Here is a 21,157-nt window from a genome sequence, read left to right on the forward strand (position 1 = left end):
ATGCGCCAGCGAGTCTCTCGCCTAGTGCGTAAGACCCTGTCGTTTTCAAAAAAGATTGCTAATCATATTGGTGCTATCTGGATGTTTGTACACCACTACAATGAATCCTTACACGACTAGGACTACCCCGGGCTGAATCCCTGTATAATCTCCGGCATTCCACCCACAGGTGTACATAGAACAGGCGTCCCAGAAGCCAAGGACTCTAGCACCACTAGACCAAACCCCTCCAAGGCCTGACTCGGGATCACCGTTAGATCCGCAGCTTGATAGGCCATAGGCAACTGCGCCTCCGGCAGAAAGCCCAAAAATTTCACCGTGTCCTGGAGGCCCAATTCTGTCACCTGTGCCTCCAACTCAGCTCGCTGTGGTCCCTTGCCCGCAATCGCCAGCCAGACATCGGGTACTTTTGCCTTGACAGCAGCAATAGCCTGCAGCAGGTTATCGACCCCCATCCGGCGGACCAAGCGTCGAGGCGTAAACAGAATTTGACGATCCAGAGGCCATCCCAGGACTTCCCTCGCCTGACCTCGAGATAGGTTCATCTGGAAGCGTTGGGTATCGACGCCGCCAGGAATTTTGTGGATTTTCTCCCGTGAGACACCATAATGCTGATGCAGAATCTCTCCAAACGCTTGGCTCAACACAATAAAGCGATCGCACCGTTGATAAACGCGACCCTCGATCCAGCCTTTAAACCGCACCCCAAGCTGGCTGCTCTTCTCTAGCTGACTTTCCAAGGCCCAAGGCCCGTGAAACGTGCAGGTAATCGGCACATCTGGCAAATCTCTCAAGATCGGGAACCCATAGAGGGCAAAATGTAGGTTAACGGCCTCTGGCTGAGTAATCTGACGATCTAAGAAGCCTTGTCGAGCCGTCCACAGCCGAGGAATAAATGACTGTTCTGGATCACAGAGATTCGTCAATTTAACGCCAGGGAGCGTAGCCCCCTCCGGTATACCCACGCCGCAGAGTTCAACAGCATCAGCATCAGCAAGATGACGTGCTAAATCGTAGACATAGCGCTCGATCCCCCCCGGATTGTCAGGGAACCAACCCGAGCCAACGTTGACGACGCCTGCACTCCTAGGTGACCCCGCCGATATCATGGGGCAACTCCCCAACGATGCAGAACATCAAAACCGTAATCAGTCTCTAGGCGCTCCAAATCTGGCCTTAACTTAATCCACAGATCAGACCTCTGTTTTTCAGAAAGGCACACATCAAACGTCTGAGGATTTGCAAGGGGACGATACAGCTTTTCTTTCATAGTGCTAGGTATGAGCCCCGAGAGTGCGTTGACCGCTGGAACACGGTATAGCTTTTTAACCCATGGATGAAGCTTCAAACTCGGATCTTCTCGACTATTACGCACTTCTGCCGTCGTTTGAAAATGATAGTCAGCATCAATGCCTAGAAACCCACACAGGCGCCGCAGCTCAGGGACAGGCTCCTGCTTTAGGTCTTCCAGCAGCAGGAGATGCAGACGGTCTCGACCGAATGCTTCGGCGAAAGCATCAAGCTGCATTGCATACTTCGAAAAGGCAACCTGTTCCTCCGTCACCACCGGTTCTTTCAACACACCATCGGCCAGTTCATGCTGCATTTGCGATTGAATGCGATCAACCGGATTTCGCATGATGTAGATAAAGCGGAATTCAGCCCCCTCCACCTGAGCAATGCGTTTCACCACATCTAGATACCTTGGATACATCGTGTACCCTGTCGATGCCTCTAGCGCAATCCGGTGTTCCGGCTGCCACTGCCACAGATCTCGGTACTGCTGCAGTCCCTGGTGATAGCGTCGATCGTCACAGAAAAAAAAGGGTTCTTTGTTGCGACTGGGTGAAACTTGAGGATGCTCTGCCAGGTAGTGAAACAAGCTTGTGGTGCCGCACTTCATTGCACCAATAATTAGGGCAAATGTTTTGATCATAGAGATGAGGGCATAGGAAAGCTAAATTTCAAATATTGAGTCCACGGGTTGCCAGCGGCCGTCAACATTCAGAACCCAATAGCAGCTTAATATACTCGCTGTAAATCGCATCTGCATCTGCTAGTAGCCTAATATTTTGTGGTTGCCCCAGCTCCTGCTTTTTAGCTTTCTTAAAGGGTTTGCGCCGTTCTAGCTCTGCAGCATTGTGAGTTCTAGGCTTAATGGTCTGATTAACCGTCTCAACATTAATGATGTCAAAATGCCTGTCAAACCTTTGATTAAGAATGCTCACCAACTGATCTAACTGCTGCGTGGTTTGCTCAAAGGTACTCACCACACAGGAGGGAGCATAGGGCAAAAGCTTCTCATAAAAGCCAATATAACCCTTTAAGCCTTGACAAACCGAAAGATGGGGCCAACGACTCGTCAATGAGATCACGGTGTCTGCTGGTTCACGAATCGTCAACCAAACCGGTACCTGATGCTTCACCGCCTTCATCACCTGCACCGGAGAATGGAGGTGATGGGCGAGACGGACCGGCTGTGTTTGGCAGAGCTGAAAGGCCTCCGTCGCAAAGCTATTTGCAGAGCCTTGAAAACCATCAATCACCAGCTCAGTCTCTGCCGTCACCTGACATTCTTCAGGATTGAGTCCCTTAGTTTGACGCTTAAACTTTGACCACCAAAGATAAGGCTGATAAAACATCCACAGCGATGGCTCCCTCGCCACTAATGAGTACAGCGAGAAGCTTTGCTGCCGAGGCTTATTCATCAGAGAACTTTGCTGCAGCTTAAGGAGCGATTGATTGATAGCGGCGGGGATCAACGTGGGTTCCTCGTAGGGGCGATTGGGTGGCATGAATTTGAATAACGTTGAGGGTATCTCTAAACAGTCATAACCGATATAGATTGATCATCCAAGGACAGAAGTAGACTGCCGTCAGGCTTTGGTCTGATTGAAATTACTCCAGCCTCAGAAAGGCATCCAGCTTCGCCCTAGATTAGCGCTTAAACGTTCTGTTCCCCACTCGTTGACTGACGATCTTGCAAGGCATTTTTATACAGCGTTAGTCTATGTTCGGCAGTGCGCTGCCAGCTAAATCTCTGAGCCGTACGATAGGCATTAGCACGCAGTTCTACCAGAAAGGGCAAATCTGACAATAGTTTTTCTAAACCAGCTTCAATGGCCGCCTGATCACGAATAGGTACGACAATAGCGTCATACCCATCTTTAACAATTTCTAGTGGCCCAGCCGTTTCAGTCGTAATAGGAGCCAAGCCACAGGCCATTGCTTCGACCAGACCTTTACCAAAGGCCTCCGATAAGGAGGGGAAAAGTTGAATATGGTGATCTTCAAGAAGAGAAGGGAGATCAGCATGTTCAAAGTGGGGGAGCACGGTGATGCGATCGCGTACACCAACTTCAAAGTCATCCAATACTTTGCTCTCAGAACAGCCCGTGCCCAAGAAACTCACGCGCACCTGTGGATAGCGCTTCAAAATATTATTGAGGGCCGGGACACTATACTGAATACCTTTGCGGGTAATATAGGTGCCAACAAGTGCGATCGCAACGCCTTGATGCTCAGCCTCCGTCATCGGCAACAACGGCAATCCTAAGAAAGACTCAGGAATACCGTTAGCCACAATATGAACATGCGATTCTGAGACACCCAACTGTTGAACAACGCATTCTGCCTCTAAATGATTCAGCAGCAACACCAAATCAGACCTTCGCAGTGAGATCGCAACCTCTAGGAGCTGCAAACTGCCCCGATATAGAGGGTATTGCCAACTTAGCTTCAGCGATCCCCTTCGCTGCTCTTCCAGGCGATCTAAATGAATCAGCTGCTCAAGATAATGACTACGAGTACTCAATAGAGGCCGACGACGCTCTCCCCGGAGAAACAGTGCCCACCACCAAACATCCCCCGTAGAGGCATCTACAACATCAATAAAGCCTCTACGAAGACAGGCCACTAGATGTACCGCAAGATACCCAGGAAAGACAACCTCCTTCAACCTATCAGGCATCCACTGAGGTAAGTCATTAAAAGAGTAGTAGGTGACATCATGCCCCAGCGACAGATAATGCTGTCCCAGCTGAAAAGTACTACCAGCCGCACCCGCATTAGGAGTGAGACGCTCATGTATTGTCAAAAGGATTTTCATCAACAAAGTTTCGAGTCAGGACAACTGAAGCACATATCCTCTTAGAGATTCATCAAAAAAGATCAATACTATTTCAATCAAACAGAAAGCCCACTATTGACTCAACTCAGACTCAACACCTTCAAGAATCCCTCGATAGTAAGCATTAGCAGCAAGAGAAATACCCGCAAACCCCCAAAAAACCATCGCCAAAGTAGAAATAAAAATCAAGTTAAGACCAACTTGAAAAAACAGACCAATAGCAATGGCCCTAGATGCGCTTGCAAAATCATCATTCTGTGATTTTTTTTCTGAGAACACCTTCCACAGAAGCAAGTAGATTCCGGCAGCAAAAAAAGTAATGCCGATCCAACCTAGCCAAAACATCATCGGCAAAATTGCTCCATCAAAGGTTGAGATTTTAGTCAGTCGGCTCAGATCAAAGCCAACGCCCCTACCAATCACTTCTTTGATTGCCTCACCAAACAAAGCATTATAGGCAGCCCGCCTTACACCAATACTATTGTCACCAGAGAGATCCGTTAAGCTGCCAAGTCGCTCAGTAATGAAGCCAGAGAAAGGCTCCGTCAAACTTAAGGGGATCATCACAGCAATAGAGACAGAGATCAAAAGGATAATTCGGACCTGCCGCTGAGGTTTCAACGATGGCAGAAAGATAGCCATACTGATCAGCCAACTAACCCATCCCGCGCGTGCTCGGGATAGCAGAAAATTCAAATAGCCAAAAATAGAAGCGATAAAAGGTAGGGACTTTCCAGCATGGCATAGCATCAGCAGGAGTCCTGGAAATATGAGACCTGCAAATTGCTGACGTCCCTCTGCCGTGCTGAAAAGGCCAAAAGCGGAATTGACTCCCTGAGAAACCTCATTCTCTTTTTCAATATGTAGCAAATAGAGTTGATCCCATTGTGGCAAGATCAGCCTTTGAAATATCCCATAGACACCCATAACAATGAGGCCCCATAGGAAAACACTCAAGAACACTTTTCTATACTTAGGATAGTTTGGCGAGTCAAGAAACAAGTGAAACCCAAAGAATATAGGCCCTAACAGCTTTAATGTTCCGTAGGTATTTGCATTCAATGGATTTCCCTGTATAGTCCCAACAATAAACGCATAGACAACGCTAGAGATGCAGAGCAGAAAAGGTAAAGCTTTCTTGTCATACAGATAAGGCAGATAGCGAAAAAATGTAATTGCACTCACCCAAGTTACTAAAAGAGGCGTTAGGACAAAATCGCCAGGCGTCAATCCTCCTTCTCTAAAGTCAATGAGGCGGCGAACGAAGGGTCCAATAAACCATAGCCACCAAGTAAAGCCGACATAGTAGTGCGGCATTCTAAAGTAAAAAAAGCACGCTATATATAAAGATCCAACCGGGAATAAGAGAGCTGCAGCTTTGCCAACACCTGCGGCCAGGGAAAGCCCCATCAAACCAACAAAACCGACAATCAATATCCAAGACTTTTTAAAGTCAGGGGAAGTGGAGGCTATAGAAGGATTAGCAGTACGAACAAACATAATTCAATCAACAAAAGGCTTGCAGGTGGGTAGGCCAAATTAAATTCAAGGCTTCCAGGAGTGGCTATCTAAACATTTATAAATTTCGCAGAGAAAATCTCATAAATCCGCTTTTATTTATCCAAAATTCAAAGACTTTATCATTACCTCCAAAGTCTTCAATCATTTATTTTATTGGCATTCTGGCATTCAAGCGAGACCAAAACAGAGCATAAATTTTTAATAAATTGACTATCTAAGCACCTTTAGACATCTGAACTTTTCTATAAATATCTAGCAGTTGCTGATTTAGATCGGTGATATCAAAGTTCTCTTCTACATACTTCCTCCCAACGTGGCCCATTTCTGCCCAGCTTCCTGGATTCTCAATCAAATACATAAGTCGATCAACCAGCGCTGTAACATCACGTTCGGGAACCAGAAAAGCTGACCTTCCCTGGATAACGCTGTCTGGAAAACCATTATGCAATGTGGCGACGACCGGTAAGCCCATGGCCTGTGCTTCTTGCAAAACAAGACCTTGCCCCTCCCTATCCTGGTTTGCAGCAGTTACGCTCGCTAAGACAAAGATATGAGCTTGCTCATAGTATTTCTGCACCTCCTCCTTCGTCTTCCAGCCCAGTAAATGTACAGAGTCCTGTAGACGAAGTTCAACAATAAGTTGTTGAAGCCGACGGAGGAGAGGGCCGTCTCCGACAATCTCATACTGGATATTAGGATACTTTTCAATAACTTTAGAGACAGCTCTAATTGAATACTCAATGCCTTTTTTCTCGACCAGACGCGCAACCGTTAGCAGCCGAATGGGAGCATTCTCCTGAGAAACCTCACGTTCTCGGAAAGAATAAAGTGAGACGTCAAGACCAACAGGCAAACGTACAATCTTATCTGCAGCACAGTGCAGATCCATCAGCTTCTCAATTGTGAACTGTGAGTTAGCTGTGATGACATTTGCTTTTTGAAAAAGCTCTTTGTATACATCACTACCACTGAGTGCGGGAATCACATTGACGTCATAACCGTGGAAAGATGTGACAATCTGACCTGCAACAGCTCCAATCTCCCTGAGCTTAACGCCCATCGCACCAACGTGCCCATGATGACAGTGAACAATATCGTAATGATGATCCTCTCTACTTACAAAGGGAATTGCCCGATAGAACAACCTCATTGAAGCCGCAAGCTCACCATGCCTATATATATTCAGTGCTTCAAGCAAAGGACGGAGTCTTGTATTGGTACTGCGAAAGAGCAGAGGCAACACACCCAGAGCTCTCGCAACCCAGTTTTTCGGAACAGTCGGGTAATAGAAAATACATTTTTGTAGCTCATACCTATCGATATCTCCGTGCTTCTTGACGACCTTAGATGGGCACTCAGCATAAATATCAACCTGATGACCACAATCAATTAAAGCTGTGATTTGGCTGAGGATAAACGTTTCCGATACGCTAGGAAACTCTCCGATTAGAAATGCAATTCTCATTATGAATGACAAACTATGCGATTGAAGCGATCTTCTCGGCAACTAGACAATATCCTAGAGGAAATTTGTGTGATGTTTTATCTGAGCGTCTTCGGCCCATGTGAGATTTGATCAAGGCTTTGCTTAATCTGAAGTGAAGGGACGATAGGATGGAAGAGCCGACTAGCTGTTTAGCCATAATATCTAGAATCACCTCTAGAGCACCACCATATGCATCTAGCAATAAAATATTCAGATTATTCTCTTCACAAAACATCCTCAGCGAAAATTCTGTGTATCGAAAATAGTCATAGGGGGTTTCGTGGAGCCAATAAAAGAAAGGGACGGTCAAGATAAGTTTTCCCTTTGGCTTCAAAACTCTGGCTATTTCGCGCATGACTAACTGCGGATTTGAAATGTGCTCTAGCACATCTGTCATGAGAACCGTATCAAATCGCGAGTCACTCAAGGGTATACCCTCATTGAGATTGACCGCATGATCGAGATACATCTTTTGATGTAGGCTATCGGCCCAATCAATACAGATGTTATCCGTCACCAAGTTCTTATACATCTGGTAGAGCGGAACATCACCACAACCGAGATCTAGCAGGACACCGCTTGCGTGCTTTTCAATCAGCTCCTGATAGACGCTAACCTGAATGGAGGCAATGAAACGAGAGCCAATGGCCACTTGTTTCGGATCCATTGATAAGCTATACCCTTCGCTGGACTGGATGAATTTAGTTTCACTCCATAATTCCTTATTGATCATAAAAGCCGCATTTGGTGGACCACCTTGAATAAAACATAAGAGCCTCAACTGATGACCACGCAATTATCACGCAGAACGTCATGACTCCCACTAGTCTACAAGGTCAAACAGGAAACAATCAGGGTAGACTCAACAACCGATGTCTCGTAGCGATATCCTTCAGCATCAGTCAATGGTTACCACTGAAATAAGGGTCACATCGCTGCAGAGAAAGCTCTTTGAGCCTTTTTGCACTATTGTCTCAATCTCAAGCTCGAAATAGGCTTTTCACAAAGATAGGCACAAGTTATGAGGTCAAGCTCTGAGGTACTTGTAGTTTTTAGTCGGCTGATTGACGCCATTTGCGACTAAGCCAATGAGGTTGAGTTTGTCCAGAATATCAACAGCATTCGATAACTCAGTGCGAGTGATTTTGTCCATTCTGCCTACCATAACCACGCCGTCACACCCAAGACCAACAGGGATAGTATCAACCAGTCCTAAAACCGGTGGGCTGTCTACAAGAATAAGATCATAACTATCTTGAAAAGCACTGATGACCTCCTTCATCCGTTCAAGGCTCAATAGCTTCACCGGGTCCGCAGCAGAGGGGCCTGCAGTTAAAACATCCAAACTCAGATCTGAAGGGGGCAGGCGACGTAAGCTCGAGGAGGCTTCGCTCTCTTCACCCAAGTCGTCCTCGACATCGTCCCAGCGCATATAAACCCATTGAGGCGCTGACTGCCACTCTTGAGCTGGAATATCGCCGGTAAGTAGCGTAGAGAGCCCGTGGTGGTTAGTCAGATTGAACACTCGATGCAGGCTGGGATTACGCAAATCAGCATCAATAATAAGTACACGCTGATCTAGACGTGAAGCGCTGATGGCTAGGCCGAGAGACAGGGTCGATTTTCCTTCCCCCGACAAGGCTGAAGTCACCATCAGGGACTTGTAGGGAACCCCCCCCTTCAGGAGTTGAATGTTGGCATAAATGAGATCTAGAGCCTCCCTAAGCGGTTTCCACTGAAATAGATCGGGGGTCGTAAACTCTTGAATATTATTTTGATAGAACGGAAGAGTTGCAAGCGCCTCCCTTGCCTCAGCTTGAGTCAATGCAGGAAGTGTTCCCAGCAGCGGTAGAGAAATATTATTGCCTAAGTCCTCTGAGTTGTGAACGGTATCATCCAGTGATTCGCGTACAAACGCAGCAATACTGCCCAAAAATAGTCCTGCAACTGTACCCAGCAATAAATTTCTGATCACGTTGGGACTAGTCTGTTCACCTAAAAGCGGCGCTTCTACAATTTGCCAATCAAAGCCACCCTGAGCAATTGACAATCCCAGTTCTTGACGGGCATCCAGAAGTCGTTGGAGTGTGGCTTGGCGAACCTGAACTTCGGGCTGTAGTCGGCTATATTGAGCAATCAGCTCTGGAAACTCTCGCAGCTCAGCCTCTAACTTGGCCTCGGTTTGCGCTAAGCTCTGATCTCGAGCGGCCAGCCCTGCCAGAGTATTTTGAGCTTGGGTTAGCTGGTTAGCAAGACCGACGTCACCGCGTCCAAACTGACCTTGTGAAAGAATGGATTGATCACCGACTGCCCCTACACCATTGGGCAGTACTCGACTCTCTTCTTGCCTTAGCAAAGCTATCTGCTCTTCTCGCTGTTGCCTGAGATCTTGGAGAATCGGGTGTTCTGCTGTAAGCTGCTGCTGCTGTCGTGACAACTCTAGCTCTGTTGTCTGAATTTGATTGAGAAGAGCTTGGTATCGCGGTGATTCACTCAAACGGGCTGTTGAACGCGCTTGCCTAGGAGATGCCTCAATCTGCTGCTGTAGTGTCTCATAACTGGCTTTAGCTTCTCGGTATTGAGCCTTGAGAGATTCTCGCTCCTGCTTAACACTGGCCAACTGACTGGTCGTGACGCCAGCTTGCTCAGCAGGGTCAATGACATTTTCCCCCCGCCGAAAGGCCTGCAGCGCGGCTTCTGCCTCTAAAACACTTTGACGGATCTCGGGTAACTGCTCGTTGATAAAGGCAAGCCCCTTCGATAAGCGCTGTTTCTGCTGCTCCAAATTATAGACTTGGAAAACAGAGAGTAAAGTTTGCAAAATACGCTGGGTTTTAGCCGGATCGTTACTGGTGTAGTCTGCGGATAAAACATTAGTTGCAATCTGGCCCTGTCCTGTTCGGTCAGCCCCATAGACTGGAGAAACTTCGAGGGCTCCCTGTATTTCTTCGACAGTTATATCTGGATAATCTTGCTGCAGTAAATCGATGGCCTTCTGAAGCAGTTCAGAACTACGCAGAATCTGGATTTGTGTGTTCGGATCGATTTCTACATTTGGATCTGTAAACTTATCTTCTGTCGCCTGACCGCGTCCTTGCTTCGCCGTGTAATTAGACTCAATCAAGATTCTCATCGAGCTTTGATATTCAGGCTCTGATCGAATTGTCCAAAGAATAGCTACACAGAGAACGCCCGCAAATGTTCCAAGGAACCAAACTCGGCGACGCAGGAGAATTGCTAATAAATGACCATAGCCCCAGTCTTGCTCTTTGATATTACTTTCATTCTTAATAAGAGTTCCAGTCACAGTTAAATACCAATATATTTATATTTATGCCCTAACGAGCTTTGGTGCCGCTCGTCTATCGCAAAATTGATCAATCACCTGATCTACTTTCTGAAAAAATATCGTTTCAGAGAAATTGGAAAGTGCATGTTCTTGAATACTACGATAATCCCAGTTTATCCCTGCAGCTGAAGTAACAGCATCCTGAACAGACTCGGCAGTCTGGCTTTTGAAAAACACACCTGTCTGTCCCGGAACCTGCGTGTCTAAGACCCCACCTGCACCATAAGCAATGACAGGTGTACCGCTGGCATTCGCCTCTATTGGCACTAAGCCGTAGTCTTCTAATGCAGCAACTAGGACAGCTTGAGCGTGGGCCATCAACTCCATTCGAGTTGAATCAGACACCGGGCCAAGGAACTCAATATTAGAACCGGCTCTCGCTTTGAGCTGCATTTCTTCAGGCCCTTCGCCAATGATCTTTAGTGGCAGTTTGAGTGCATTAAAAGCATCAACAACAACATCAATTCGCTTGTAGCTCAGCAGACGAGAACAGACAAGATAGTAGTCTTGCTTCTGGCTCGAAAAGGAAAATTTACTGGCATCAATGGGATAATTTACAACTAATGCATTCTGAGAATAAATATTTTTAATTCTACTAGCCACGGTCGTTGAGTTCGCAATGTACAAATCTGGCTCTCTCGCCGAGGCAAGATCTGTACTTCTCATTGCTTGAAAGATGGGCTGAATGAGGGCATAGAATTTCTGGTACCCTGAAAACTTTCTCAAGTATGTTTCGGTATCCCACAGAAAACGGGTGACGTTGTGACAGAAACAAATGTGTTGTGCGTCAGGGCGTTTACGTACTGACTTCGCAAAGCTAGTGCTGCTGCTAATGAGTAAGTCATAGTCTCGCAAGTCCAAGGCTCGAAAGGCTGAATAATAGAATGGAGCCATAAGCCGAAAGTGTTTACTGGCTCCAGGGATATTTTGGAGAACTGTCGTTTGAACCGCTCGATCACCCAGTTCGATTGTCTCTACTGGGTCATAAAGCGACGTATAGATATCAGCGGTCGGAAAGTGATGGCACAGTAGCTTGAAAACTCGCTCTGCCCCCCCTCTTTGAGTTAAGTAATCGTGGATTAGTGCAATTTTCATGAACGATTCTGTGTTGGGAACTGCAAAAATGGGTGACGCGATGAAGAAAAATTGGGACAGGACGGCTGATTGACTCCATTTTAGGCGTTTTCTGACTCTAAGCTTAGCAATGAACCTTAGGGACAAACCTGGAGTCGTTCAGCCATACCGTTGCGAGCAATATGACTATCGTGGAGACAGCATAATTAAACGCACCCGCTTTTGGCTATTAGACCTATTTGTTCATATGTCTTAACATGACTAGGGGACATTGGTTAGTATTTCAGACAACACCATGTAGCCAACCTTAATGGACGGATGGCTGTCTGCAATGTTTCAGCACTGAGAACCACTGCCAACATAAGACCATGGCAGGTTGCTCATACTGTCACCCAGTTACTGAGGAAAAATAAGCCAATGATGGCAAGCGCTTAGAATCTTTTGCGGTAAGCCGCTTACCCCCTCATTCAGTATACTTTCCTGTTTTTTGAACCGCCACATCGTCTACGGTATGGGGCATTTATTTGAGCAGATGTTGGATTTTGACGTTGGACTCACTAAAGCTGATAGTTCTGCGCCTGTGTTCTAAACAAATGAGCATAGCTTTGATCTGCTGCCATGAGTTCAGGGTGTGTTCCCTGCTCGATGATTTCTCCCTGGCTCATGACATAGATGCGGTCGGCTAATTTGACGGTGGAGAGACGATGGCTAATAAGGATTGCGGCCTGTTGTTGAATGAGTTGACGGAATTGCTGAAAAACCTCAAATTCAGCCTTAGGATCCATGGCACTGGTGGGTTCGTCTAGGACAATAAGTTGAGACTCACGTAAAAAAGCGCGGGCAAGGGCAATTTTCTGCCACTGTCCGATGCTAAGTTCTTCACCCTGATCAAACATTTTGCCAAGGACGGTGGCGTACCCTTGGGGCAGTCTTGTGATGACGCGATCGGCACCTGAGCGGTAAGCGGCGGCCTGAACTTTGTTGTCTTCGGTAGAAATATCTATATTCCCAAGCCAAATATTATCTTGAGCAGTGAAATGATACTTTGCGTAGTCCTGAAAAATGACGCTAATTTGGCGCCTAAGCTCAAGGGTGCTAAAGTCCCGCAGGTCAATGCCATCGATGGTGATGCTGCCTTGGGTGGGATCGTAGAGGCGGCACAGTAATTTAATCAGAGTTGTTTTGCCTGAACCATTTTCGCCCACGAGGGCAACGACTTCACCCGGTTGGACTTTGAGGTTGATATTTTTCAGCGCTTGCCGCTGGGTGGTGCCGTACTGAAAGCTGACGTGGTTGAAGGTGATACCAGCTTGAAAGGGAATGGGGACTGGCTGATGCTGAGTGGGTTCTATCACCCTGGATTTGATGTCTAAAAATTCGTAGAGGTTTGCCAGAAACAGGTTGTCTTCATAGAGTCCTGAGATGCTGGTTAAGAAGCCTCTAAGGTTAGTTTGCCCTTTTTGAAGAGCCTGATAGTAGAGAACTAAATCGCCAAGCTGTAGGCTACCCTGCAAGGTTTGGTAAATGATGTAGGCAAAGATAGCGAAGACAAACAGGCCAGCACTGGCCTGGGCCCCAAAAAAAGCGGCAGAACGCTTGGATGCGATCGCAACTCGTTCTCGATAGAGCTGGCGTCTAATCTTCTGGTATCTTTGGCTGAACAGCTTCCCAAGGCCAAACAGGCGGATTTCCTTCGCAAACTGATCCGAGGTGAGCATCCATCCCAAATAACCGGATTGACGCTCAAGCTGGGTGCGACGTCGCTGCCAGCGGTAGACCACGCGAGAAAAAATGAGGCGCACACAAACCGCAGGAATAGCCGCCCCCATCAAAACGACAATCACTCCCCAGTGAAGTGACAGCAATAGACCCGCCATAGCCGCAAGAGATAGACCATTTTGGCCGCACTGCGCCAAGTGACTCAGAATTTGTGTGGGTCGGAATGGAGCCTCTTGCTGGGCTCGCTGAAGTGTGTCGTAATAGCGAGAATTTTCGTAAAATTCGAGATCGGCCTCAATCGACTTTGCATGAATAATACCCTGCATTGAGTCAGTGACTTGCTGTGCATGGGCCGTATTGACCAGCTCAGAAAGAGAGCTGCAGAGCGTCGTGAGTACCGTCACCAAAGCCGCTAATGCAATCAGAGGCAGAATACTCTCAAATGCAGCCTCCTTATTGGCCACCGTGAGGTTGGCGGTGACAGCATCAATCACTAGCTTCGTTAAGTAGATAGAAGCCAACGGCAGCAGCCCCTGGACAAAAATAAGGCTGATGCGGGCCACCGTCCAAGCGGGACTACTCTGCCACACCAGCTTCAACATCGGCAGCAGCCGGTTCATTCGCCGTAGCTGGCGTAAACGCGCGGCTGGCATAGACGTGCCTACGGGTGGCTCACAATAAATCGATGCCCAGCGACGGCATGGGGACAAATCGCTTCAGATCAGGCAATAGGCCAATGACGACAGAGCCCTCAAGCTCGATCCAAGCATGAGCCTCAAGGCAGTTATTCTGATCTTTGGCAACCCCAATACGTAAATCAGGCATATAGCCTCGGCGCGACATGAGAACCTGCGTCGTCAGCGCACGGGCAAGGCACTTGACGTGTCCCGGCATCAAATGACTGCTCACGTCCACGGCCCAAACAATTTTATGAATCGAGCCGCAGCCAATGGAAGAGACCGGCAACGCCTGCGGGCTGTGACTTATCTTATAGAGAAACTGCTGTAGCCTCTTGAAGGGAAGTTGCCATAGCCCCAGACGCACCAACCCTAGCAGGATAAAAGCCTTTAATAGCAGCAGGCGATCTCTAGCAGGCAGGCGCACAAACTTAAGCAGTGACTTCATCTTTAACAACTACGAGCTGCGCTTCAATCATATCGTTCAGAAGGGCAAAGACATCGGCTTCACACTGTGCCGGATCAACCTCATATTCCTGCAGAATGGCATCACAAATATCAGCCACGGCTTGAGGCTGCTGCAGCAACTTCCAAACGCTGGCCCCTACCTCATTTAGGCCGTAATACATGCCCGTTTTGAGGTTGAGAATCACAGACTCGTCCACCAACTCGGATGAGACTTGATCCGGTGCAATGACGACAATACTCTTTTTGCTAATCACAGGTCAGCTTAGATCGATACAACTAAAAAGACATCTTGAGATCCCTTGAACCCAACATCAACCCTGCTCTCTTTAGGCATTAGATTGATGAAGAATATTGTGGATTTCAAGCCTTCAATTTTTCACTCTTGAAATAAGTTAAGAGGAACATTGAGATTAGACAGATGCTTTAGAGACCCCCTATCACTAAGCTCTGCCGAATGTGCCTCCAAGCTAGCATAATATCCTCAGTCCTCCTACTCAAAACAGGTCGGACACATCCATCATCAAATCATGCTGTGACCATGCCCCAAAGACGGCAGAGAAAGACATAACAGCTTGCCTTCTATCTCGCCCAGCGACTGCCCTTCCACAAACCGATCAGTAAAATAGCTGCGATCAACGCGCCGATATGCCACTTAACAGATTGCTTCAGCAGCCGGTTGCGCTGGCCCGTTAGTTTGATTAGCCGATTGCTTTCAAGCACCCGCTGGCGTTGAGCAAGGGCATCTGAGAACTGACCTCTTAAAGGCTCTACATCTTCTGTCTCTGATGACGGTAGGTCGAGTTCTGCAACGCGATATCTCTGGGCAATCGCGGCCAACTGTGACGGTGTTGTTGCTTGCTGTACCAGCTCTTCCACCTGCTGTATTCGGACTAACTGCTGTTCGGTATTGATGTTGACCCGCTCTTGCGCCATTTGATCGAGCCGCAGCGTATCCGTAATACCTAAAGGAATCACCAACAGAAAGATCAGACCGGCCAACAACGTTATCCAAGACAGCAGCTTGAGAATCGGAAATTCCCATCTTGCACGGGGCTTCCGTTCACCGAAAAAGACCAGCAGCAGCCCTAGCAACGGCACCGGCACGCGCTCCACAAGTTGACCAATGGTTTGAAATTCCCAAGCTGGATCGGTAAAATAGGAGGGATAAAAGATTGCGGCCAAATCCAGCCCTACAAAGAGCAGTAGACCATAGCCGACCCAATGAAATAAGCTGGCGGCGCGAAAGACACTAAAGTAGAACTGCTGCAGTTCTCGGCTACTGTTTGGGAGACGCTTCTGCTGAAAGGGGTTACCACCCAATTTCTTCTTTGGAATCATAGACTTGAGAAGATACCTCACAGTAGTGCGGTTACGCTGGTCGTTAGTATATCCGAGCAAAAGTATCGTCGTATTGCTGGGTGACAACGACTTGAAAACGGATAATGTGCATCCGTAAGAAGTGACTTCAGACTTTTTGAGAATCAGAAGAAGTCTGATGAGCCTGACTAGGCTTCAGAACGGTTAGGCACAGGCTACCAAATAGGAGGACTGCGATACAAACAAATATCAATGCTCCCCCCTGACTATGCCAATATTCAAAAGCAGCATTGTCTGGATAGGTTGAGAGAATCGCTAATAGGGCAACTCGGATAGCATTAACGAAAAAGCCCAAAGCCACTGCAACGATTGGCAGCAGAATTTTTTGGCTTTTGCGGGTGGGGAACAGGACAAGAAACAGGACTGAAACACCCAGCATATAAAGCATCAGATTGAGTCCCGAACAGCTCGGAACAACTTCAACCCCCCCATCGGGTAACCGGATAATATTGTTATCGACCAGTGCGACCTGAGCGCCGGTATACCAGAGCAAAAAGGTTGAGAAAGCTGCGGTGAACGGGGCTAAAAGATTGGGAATCACAGCAAGGGCCAACCGAGGCAGTCCCAGAAAGAAAAAGATAATCAGCTCTTGGCGGTACTGTCCCAGACCTCGTAAGCCGGAGGCCAAGGTTCCAACGCTAATAAAGGCCAACAGTGGGAAAAAACCGACAAACTTTTCACCCGGAGTTCCCACACTTTTTGCCAATAGCAAGCCCAAAAGCGCGATACTCACCAGAATTGAAATCAGGTCGCTATCGAGCCGTAGCTGCTCTCGCTTATCTGAGAGGGTGGACCAGGCAGCAGCAATAAAGGTGATGCTGAGGGCTAGGTGAGAGTAAGTCTCCGCACTCACATTAAGGTGCAGAAAAATCGCGGCTAAGGCTGCTGAAATAAGGATCAGGCCACGGACGGGGACTGTATAAGATTTTCCAAGGGTAGGATTAATCATAAAGATAAATTCTCGACTGCAGCAGAGCGGCGCTTTTTGCTTAAGCCATGGTCTGAAGATGGTTTAGATCTAAAGGGTGAGATAGCTTGGGTTCCATATCACCGCTGAGGGAACGGTGTAGCGTGACCCGGATGCCGTATGGATTTAGGTTACTAGTTTAGCGATCATTGGTAATATCCTGAGCGATCTGGGCTGCAATTCCGGGCAAACATGCCAAGGTCTTGGGGCGTCTGAGCTGGAAAAGGGGACAGGCTTGGGCAAGCGCCGCACATTGAGAAAAATGCGCGCTATCTCGAGCAGGCAAGATGACTTTGAGACCAGCAAATCGCAGGAGTTCGATGACGGCTTTTTGCGGTGATAGAGGGGTGATGCTCAACTGTGGGTCGGTGCTGAGAATAAAAATACGGTCGAGTTTTTGGGGTTCACAGACGGGTGGATCGATTCTGTAGAGATGTTTTTCAGACAGCAAGGGCTGTGAAGGCGCTTTGATCTTGAGTGCTTGGGCCATCTGAGGATTGAGCTTGATAGGAGTACCTGCGATCGCAACTCTGATTGGCGTAGATAAATCAATCACCGTCAGATCATCGGTGAGCAGTAGGTGGCCTTGGGCATGGAGCGCTGCCGCCATCGAGGACTTACCCTCACCAGAATCGGCAAGAAAGACCACGGCTTTACCTGCGATACTGACGGCGCTGCCGTGGAGCACCAATCGCCCCCTTTGATAGCAGATCAGGGCCATCACAATGCCGGTAATCGCTTGGCGAATCCCTTCTGGCGAGGCGTCGGGCACTGGGATAACGGTGACCTGAATACCGCTCTGCAGCAAAAAAACGCCCACACCTTTGAGATACACCACGGCCGAATCGGGTGTTACCTGAAAGCCCAGGGGCTGCGGCAGCAGTTCCTCAGGAATGTGATCGCGGTAATCTCCTTCTTGGAGCCGAATCGTAACGGGGTTCGCTTCAGGTATCTCGGCTGTGGAGAGTTCAGGAAAAGGGATATCAGAAAGAAGCGTCAACCCAAAGGCCGTGTGGACGTGCTGTTGAGCTGGCAATGGGTGCGTCAAATTGCGGGGTGACACGCTGTTCGGCTTCCGATACGAGAGATGGCGGGTGAATTGCGCCCCAATCTTAACTCATGGATCCAGAAACAGGAAGGTTCAGGCCACATGGGTGTGAGAGATGAACGCTGAGCCTGAGAGTCTCCCGATATTATGATGTAGGCTGCTCTAGCAGTTCTAAAAGCTGAGTTTCTGTCAAGAGTGAGATGCCTAAGGCTTCTGCCTTAGTGAGCTTAGATCCAGCGTCGGCCCCCGCCACCAAGTAGTCTGTTTTTTTGCTGACGGAACCTGTCACCTTGCCCCCAGCCTCCTGAATCAGGGTTTTAGCCTCATCTCGTTTGAGCGTAGGCAGGGTACCTGTAATCACAAAGGTTTTGCCGCTCAGTAGCTGTAAGGCTGGATCGGTAGATGGTGGTGTAGATTCAAGCTGCAACCCTAACTTTTGTAGGCGTTCCATCAGGGCTTGGTTAGCGGGTTGGGTAAACCAGTCCGCCACGGCCTGCGCGATTTCGGGTCCGATGCCGTGAATCTCTTCAATCTCTGCGGGGGAAGCGGCGGCCAATGCTGTCGCTGAGGGAAACGCGGCGGTCAATAACTGAGCATTGACGCTGCCGACGTGCCGAATCCCCAGACCGTAGAGTACGCGAGACCAGGGTTGCTGTTTAGAGGTTGCGATCGCATCCACCAATTTCTGCGCGAGTTTGTCGCCCATGCGGTCTAGCGTCAAGAGCTTCTCGGTCGTTAACTCATACAAATCGGCCACCGACTGCACCATTTGCTGATCAACAAGCTGACTCATCCACTTCTCACCCAAGCCATCAATATCTAGCGCTCCGCAACTAACCCAGTGGACTAAGTCACCTTTAACAATGGCGGGGCAAACAGAATTAACGCAGCGAGTCACTGCCTCTCCCTCTGGCTGCACCGCAGGCTGACCACAGATGGGACAGTGGGTGGGCATCACAAACTTCTGCGCCCCAGCAGGACGCAGTTCCGGCAGCACCCGCAGCACCTCTGGGATGATTTCACCCGCTTTGCGAACCACCACAGTGTCGCCGAGATACAGATCAAGTTCAGAGATGCGATCTCGATTATGGAGCGTGGCTCTAGACACCGTAGTCCCAGCCAACTGTACGGGCCTAAACTCCGCCACTGGCGTGAGCGCCCCCGTCCGACCCACATTGACCGAAATCTTTTCTACCCGCGTTGCCGCTTCCTCGGGGGCATATTTCCAGGCGATCGCCCAGCGCGGAAACTTTTGCGTAAAGCCGAGCTGCTCCTGTAGCGCCAGATCGTTGAGCTTGATGACCACACCATCAGTGAGATAGGGCAGATCAAGTCGTTTGAGATCCCAGTCGGTGTAATACTGCTCTACTGCGGCCAAATCTGGGCAGCGAAGCCGGTTTGGATTGACACGGAAGCCCAGTTTCTGCAGCGTCTCTAGAGCTTCCCATTGCGTGTTGGGTTGAGGGAGTGCCTCAGTTGGACCGGACAGGTGAAGCGTGTAGGCAAAGAAGTCTAGCTTTCGGTCAGCCACCACGCGGGAATCAAGCTGACGCAGGGTGCCCGCTGCTGCATTACGGGGATTGGCGAAGGGGGCTTCGTCGGCTGAGATGCGATCGCGATTAATCTGCTCGAAGACATCCAATCCGAGAAAAGCTTCCCCCCGAACCTCTAACCAGTCTGGAGGCTGTTCGCAGTTCAGCCGCAGCGGAATTGAACGAATGGTCCGCACGTTTTGGGTAATCTCTTCCCCTGTTGTCCCATCGCCACGGGTCGTCCCGCGCACCAAAACTCCATTTTCATAGCTGAGGGCCAGAGCCGAACCGTCAATTTTGAGTTCTGTCACCCGCTCAACGCGATCCGGCGCGGTGGGTGCTAGCTTCCGCCACCGTTCTTCCCAGGCGACCATATCAGTCTGATCAAAGGCATTTTCTAAGCTGTAGAGCGGAATCCGATGCTTGACCGACGTAAATCGAGTCGCGGGGCGTTCACCCACCCGCCGCGTAGGACTATCAACCGTAATCAGGTTGGGATGCTGCTGCTCTAGATCCTGCAGTTCATGGTAGAGCTGGTCGTACACCGCATCTTCCATTTGCGGATTATCGAGGGCATAGTAGGCATAGCTAGCTTCCTGTAAGAGCTGTCGCAGCGTTCGGATCCGGTCTTCAACAGACGTCATGGGTAATTCTCAAGGGTTCGTTGTCGCTTGTAGACTCATCTGCACAGACCGTTATACTACGCATCCGTGGCGGGTTCAGTACCAGATGAATTGCCGCCATAGCTGAAGAAAGCCAGAAATGCGATCGCAAAGTCCAGGCTTGCCGGTCCCAGCAGCCCGACAATAGACTGAATACTGCCGTACTTTTCGGTATAGACATACAGGCCAATATTGGCAATCCCGAACAAAAACCAGGTGAGCCAACTGACCCCTGCGGCGGACCGACGCTTGAAAATATCTGTGAGCTGAATCAGCGTCGCCATCGGAATAATGACGGCGGGTAGCCAACCCGACAAACTCACAACCGTTGCATTCATATCCAGTACTCATAGAGGTGATCTGCCCACTGCCTAGTGTCGCTCAAGATCTCTGCGGTGACTAGTCCCTTGGCCCTTTGAGCTGTGGGGACTTTATAAGGGGGTCCGGCCAGCGCAACTCGAAAGGAGAAGCGATGCTAATGGCGTTCGCGACCTCCGTCATTCACCCCAACAAGCTTAGTGACACTCGATAAAGTGTCACTACCTCGACAGACACCGGGAAGCAGCAGGGTATTGTTTAGCTCGTGAGGAGTGATTCAAACAAAAAGCCCCGGGAGTCGAAACAAGGAAAGACGTCCTAGGGCTTTTTTTTATTGGTGCATTTAGAGACCTCACCGGTCTTCGCCGAAATCTCATCCTTTCTGTACCCATGAGCCTCGTTCCTGAAGTTCGGCTTGCAAATGAAACCGACAGCGTCTCTATTGCAAATCTCCTTAGCACTTTGGGATACCCCTGTTCAGATACGGCTGTCCGTCGTCGGTTGGCAAAGCTTGTGGCAGGCAGTTCAGTTACGTTCGTCGCGGTTTCGGACTCTCGCATTATTGGTTTAGTCTCTGCACACAAAGTTCCTCTGCTGCATGAGGATGGTTGTGCCGCAATCATGACCTCATTGGTCGTTGACCAAAGGTCCCGCAGCAAAGGCGTTGGACGCTGCTTAGTCAACAATATTATGAGTTGGGCAGGAAAAGCAGATTGCCTAAAACTGACCGTAACAAGTTCCCTTTGTCGTGATCAGGCTCATTCATTCTATCGACACATAGGGTTTGACCAAAACGGTTACCGCTTCACAATGAGGCTTGAATAGCATGG

Annotated in this window: 18 protein-coding genes and 1 pseudogene; 2 read left to right on the plus strand and 17 right to left on the minus strand. The window is 48.8% G+C overall.

From position 1 onward, the window contains the following. Nucleotides 1–120: pseudogene (locus tag C1752_RS19810) on the plus strand (IS1 family transposase); the annotation flags it as partial. A gap of 2 nt (nt 121–122) precedes the next feature. On the opposite strand, the gene C1752_RS19815 reads toward C1752_RS19810, so the two are convergent. The 17 genes from C1752_RS19815 to C1752_RS19895 all read right to left on the minus strand — a co-directional run bounded on the left by C1752_RS19815 (nt 123) and on the right by C1752_RS19895 (nt 20,347). Continuing rightward, nucleotides 123–1,109 carry a glycosyltransferase family 4 protein gene (locus C1752_RS19815; protein WP_110987795.1) on the minus strand — a complete coding sequence of 329 codons (987 nt, stop codon included), beginning with the start codon at nt 1,107–1,109 and terminating at the stop codon, nt 123–125. Continuing rightward, nucleotides 1,106–1,936 (minus strand): sulfotransferase domain-containing protein, encoded by an 831-nt coding sequence (locus C1752_RS19820; protein ID WP_110987796.1) that lies wholly within the window; start codon nt 1,934–1,936, stop codon nt 1,106–1,108. The genes C1752_RS19815 and C1752_RS19820 overlap by 4 nt, the downstream gene beginning before the upstream one ends. Nucleotides 1,937–1,997: 61 nt before the next feature. After that, nucleotides 1,998–2,795, minus strand: a complete 798-nt coding sequence (locus tag C1752_RS19825) for a PIN domain-containing protein (protein WP_110987797.1) — start codon at nt 2,793–2,795, stop codon at nt 1,998–2,000. 149 nt (nt 2,796–2,944) lie between these two features. Then, entirely contained in the window at nt 2,945–4,108 is a 1,164-nt protein-coding gene (locus C1752_RS19830; RefSeq protein WP_110987798.1) for a glycosyltransferase family 4 protein, read from the minus strand. Nucleotides 4,109–4,201: 93 nt separating this feature from the next. Next, on the minus strand, nt 4,202–5,629 hold the full coding sequence (locus C1752_RS19835) for an O-antigen ligase family protein (RefSeq protein WP_110987799.1): 1,428 nt from the start codon (nt 5,627–5,629) through the stop codon (nt 4,202–4,204). A gap of 235 nt (nt 5,630–5,864) precedes the next feature. After that, on the minus strand, nt 5,865–7,115 hold the full coding sequence (locus C1752_RS19840) for a glycosyltransferase (protein WP_110987800.1): 1,251 nt from the start codon (nt 7,113–7,115) through the stop codon (nt 5,865–5,867). Nucleotides 7,116–7,128: 13 nt separating this feature from the next. Further along, the gene (locus C1752_RS19845; protein WP_233501761.1) at nt 7,129–7,803 is read right to left on the minus strand and encodes a methyltransferase domain-containing protein; all 675 of its coding nucleotides are present in this window, start codon (nt 7,801–7,803) and stop codon (nt 7,129–7,131) included. 360 nt (nt 7,804–8,163) lie between these two features. Continuing rightward, nucleotides 8,164–10,443: a GumC family protein gene (locus C1752_RS19850; protein ID WP_233501763.1), complete on the minus strand. Its 2,280-nt coding sequence runs from the start codon at nt 10,441–10,443 to the stop codon at nt 8,164–8,166. A gap of 24 nt (nt 10,444–10,467) precedes the next feature. Further along, nucleotides 10,468–11,580, minus strand: a complete 1,113-nt coding sequence (locus tag C1752_RS19855; protein WP_110987803.1) for a glycosyltransferase — start codon at nt 11,578–11,580, stop codon at nt 10,468–10,470. A 536-nt stretch (nt 11,581–12,116) separates the two neighbouring features. Further along, on the minus strand, nt 12,117–13,931 hold the full coding sequence (locus C1752_RS19860) for an ABC transporter ATP-binding protein (protein ID WP_110987804.1): 1,815 nt from the start codon (nt 13,929–13,931) through the stop codon (nt 12,117–12,119). Nucleotides 13,932–13,950: 19 nt separating this feature from the next. Then, on the minus strand, nt 13,951–14,403 hold the full coding sequence (locus C1752_RS19865; RefSeq protein WP_110987805.1) for a lasso peptide biosynthesis B2 protein: 453 nt from the start codon (nt 14,401–14,403) through the stop codon (nt 13,951–13,953). Beyond that, a complete protein-coding gene (locus C1752_RS19870; RefSeq protein ID WP_233501764.1) occupies nt 14,387–14,677 on the minus strand; it encodes a PqqD family protein in 291 nt (96 codons plus the stop codon). Before C1752_RS19870 ends, C1752_RS19865 begins: the two co-directional genes overlap by 17 nt. A 325-nt stretch (nt 14,678–15,002) precedes the next feature. Beyond that, nucleotides 15,003–15,761 (minus strand): HpsJ-like protein, cyanoexosortase A-associated, encoded by a 759-nt coding sequence (gene hpsJ-A / locus C1752_RS19875; RefSeq protein WP_110987806.1) that lies wholly within the window; start codon nt 15,759–15,761, stop codon nt 15,003–15,005. A gap of 127 nt (nt 15,762–15,888) precedes the next feature. Beyond that, the gene (crtA, locus tag C1752_RS19880; RefSeq protein WP_110987807.1) at nt 15,889–16,749 is read right to left on the minus strand and encodes a cyanoexosortase A; all 861 of its coding nucleotides are present in this window, start codon (nt 16,747–16,749) and stop codon (nt 15,889–15,891) included. Between the two features lie 157 nt (nt 16,750–16,906). Beyond that, nucleotides 16,907–17,830, minus strand: coding sequence for a phosphoenolpyruvate carboxykinase (ATP) (locus C1752_RS19885; RefSeq protein ID WP_110987808.1), 924 nt, complete (start codon nt 17,828–17,830; stop codon nt 16,907–16,909). A 130-nt stretch (nt 17,831–17,960) separates the two neighbouring features. Further along, complete coding sequence (gene ligA / locus C1752_RS19890) at nt 17,961–19,991, minus strand: NAD-dependent DNA ligase LigA (protein ID WP_110987809.1); 2,031 nt, start codon at nt 19,989–19,991, stop codon at nt 17,961–17,963. 56 nt (nt 19,992–20,047) lie between these two features. After that, the gene (locus C1752_RS19895) at nt 20,048–20,347 is read right to left on the minus strand and encodes a hypothetical protein (RefSeq protein ID WP_110987810.1); all 300 of its coding nucleotides are present in this window, start codon (nt 20,345–20,347) and stop codon (nt 20,048–20,050) included. A gap of 370 nt (nt 20,348–20,717) precedes the next feature. Here C1752_RS19895 and C1752_RS30480 point away from each other — a divergent pair, with 370 nt between their 5' ends. Beyond that, nucleotides 20,718–21,152 (plus strand): GNAT family N-acetyltransferase, encoded by a 435-nt coding sequence (locus C1752_RS30480; protein WP_110987811.1) that lies wholly within the window; start codon nt 20,718–20,720, stop codon nt 21,150–21,152. Nucleotides 21,153–21,157 lie beyond the last annotated feature (5 nt).

The organism is Acaryochloris thomasi RCC1774 (assembly GCF_003231495.1).
GTDB lineage: Bacteria > Cyanobacteriota > Cyanobacteriia > Thermosynechococcales > Thermosynechococcaceae > RCC1774.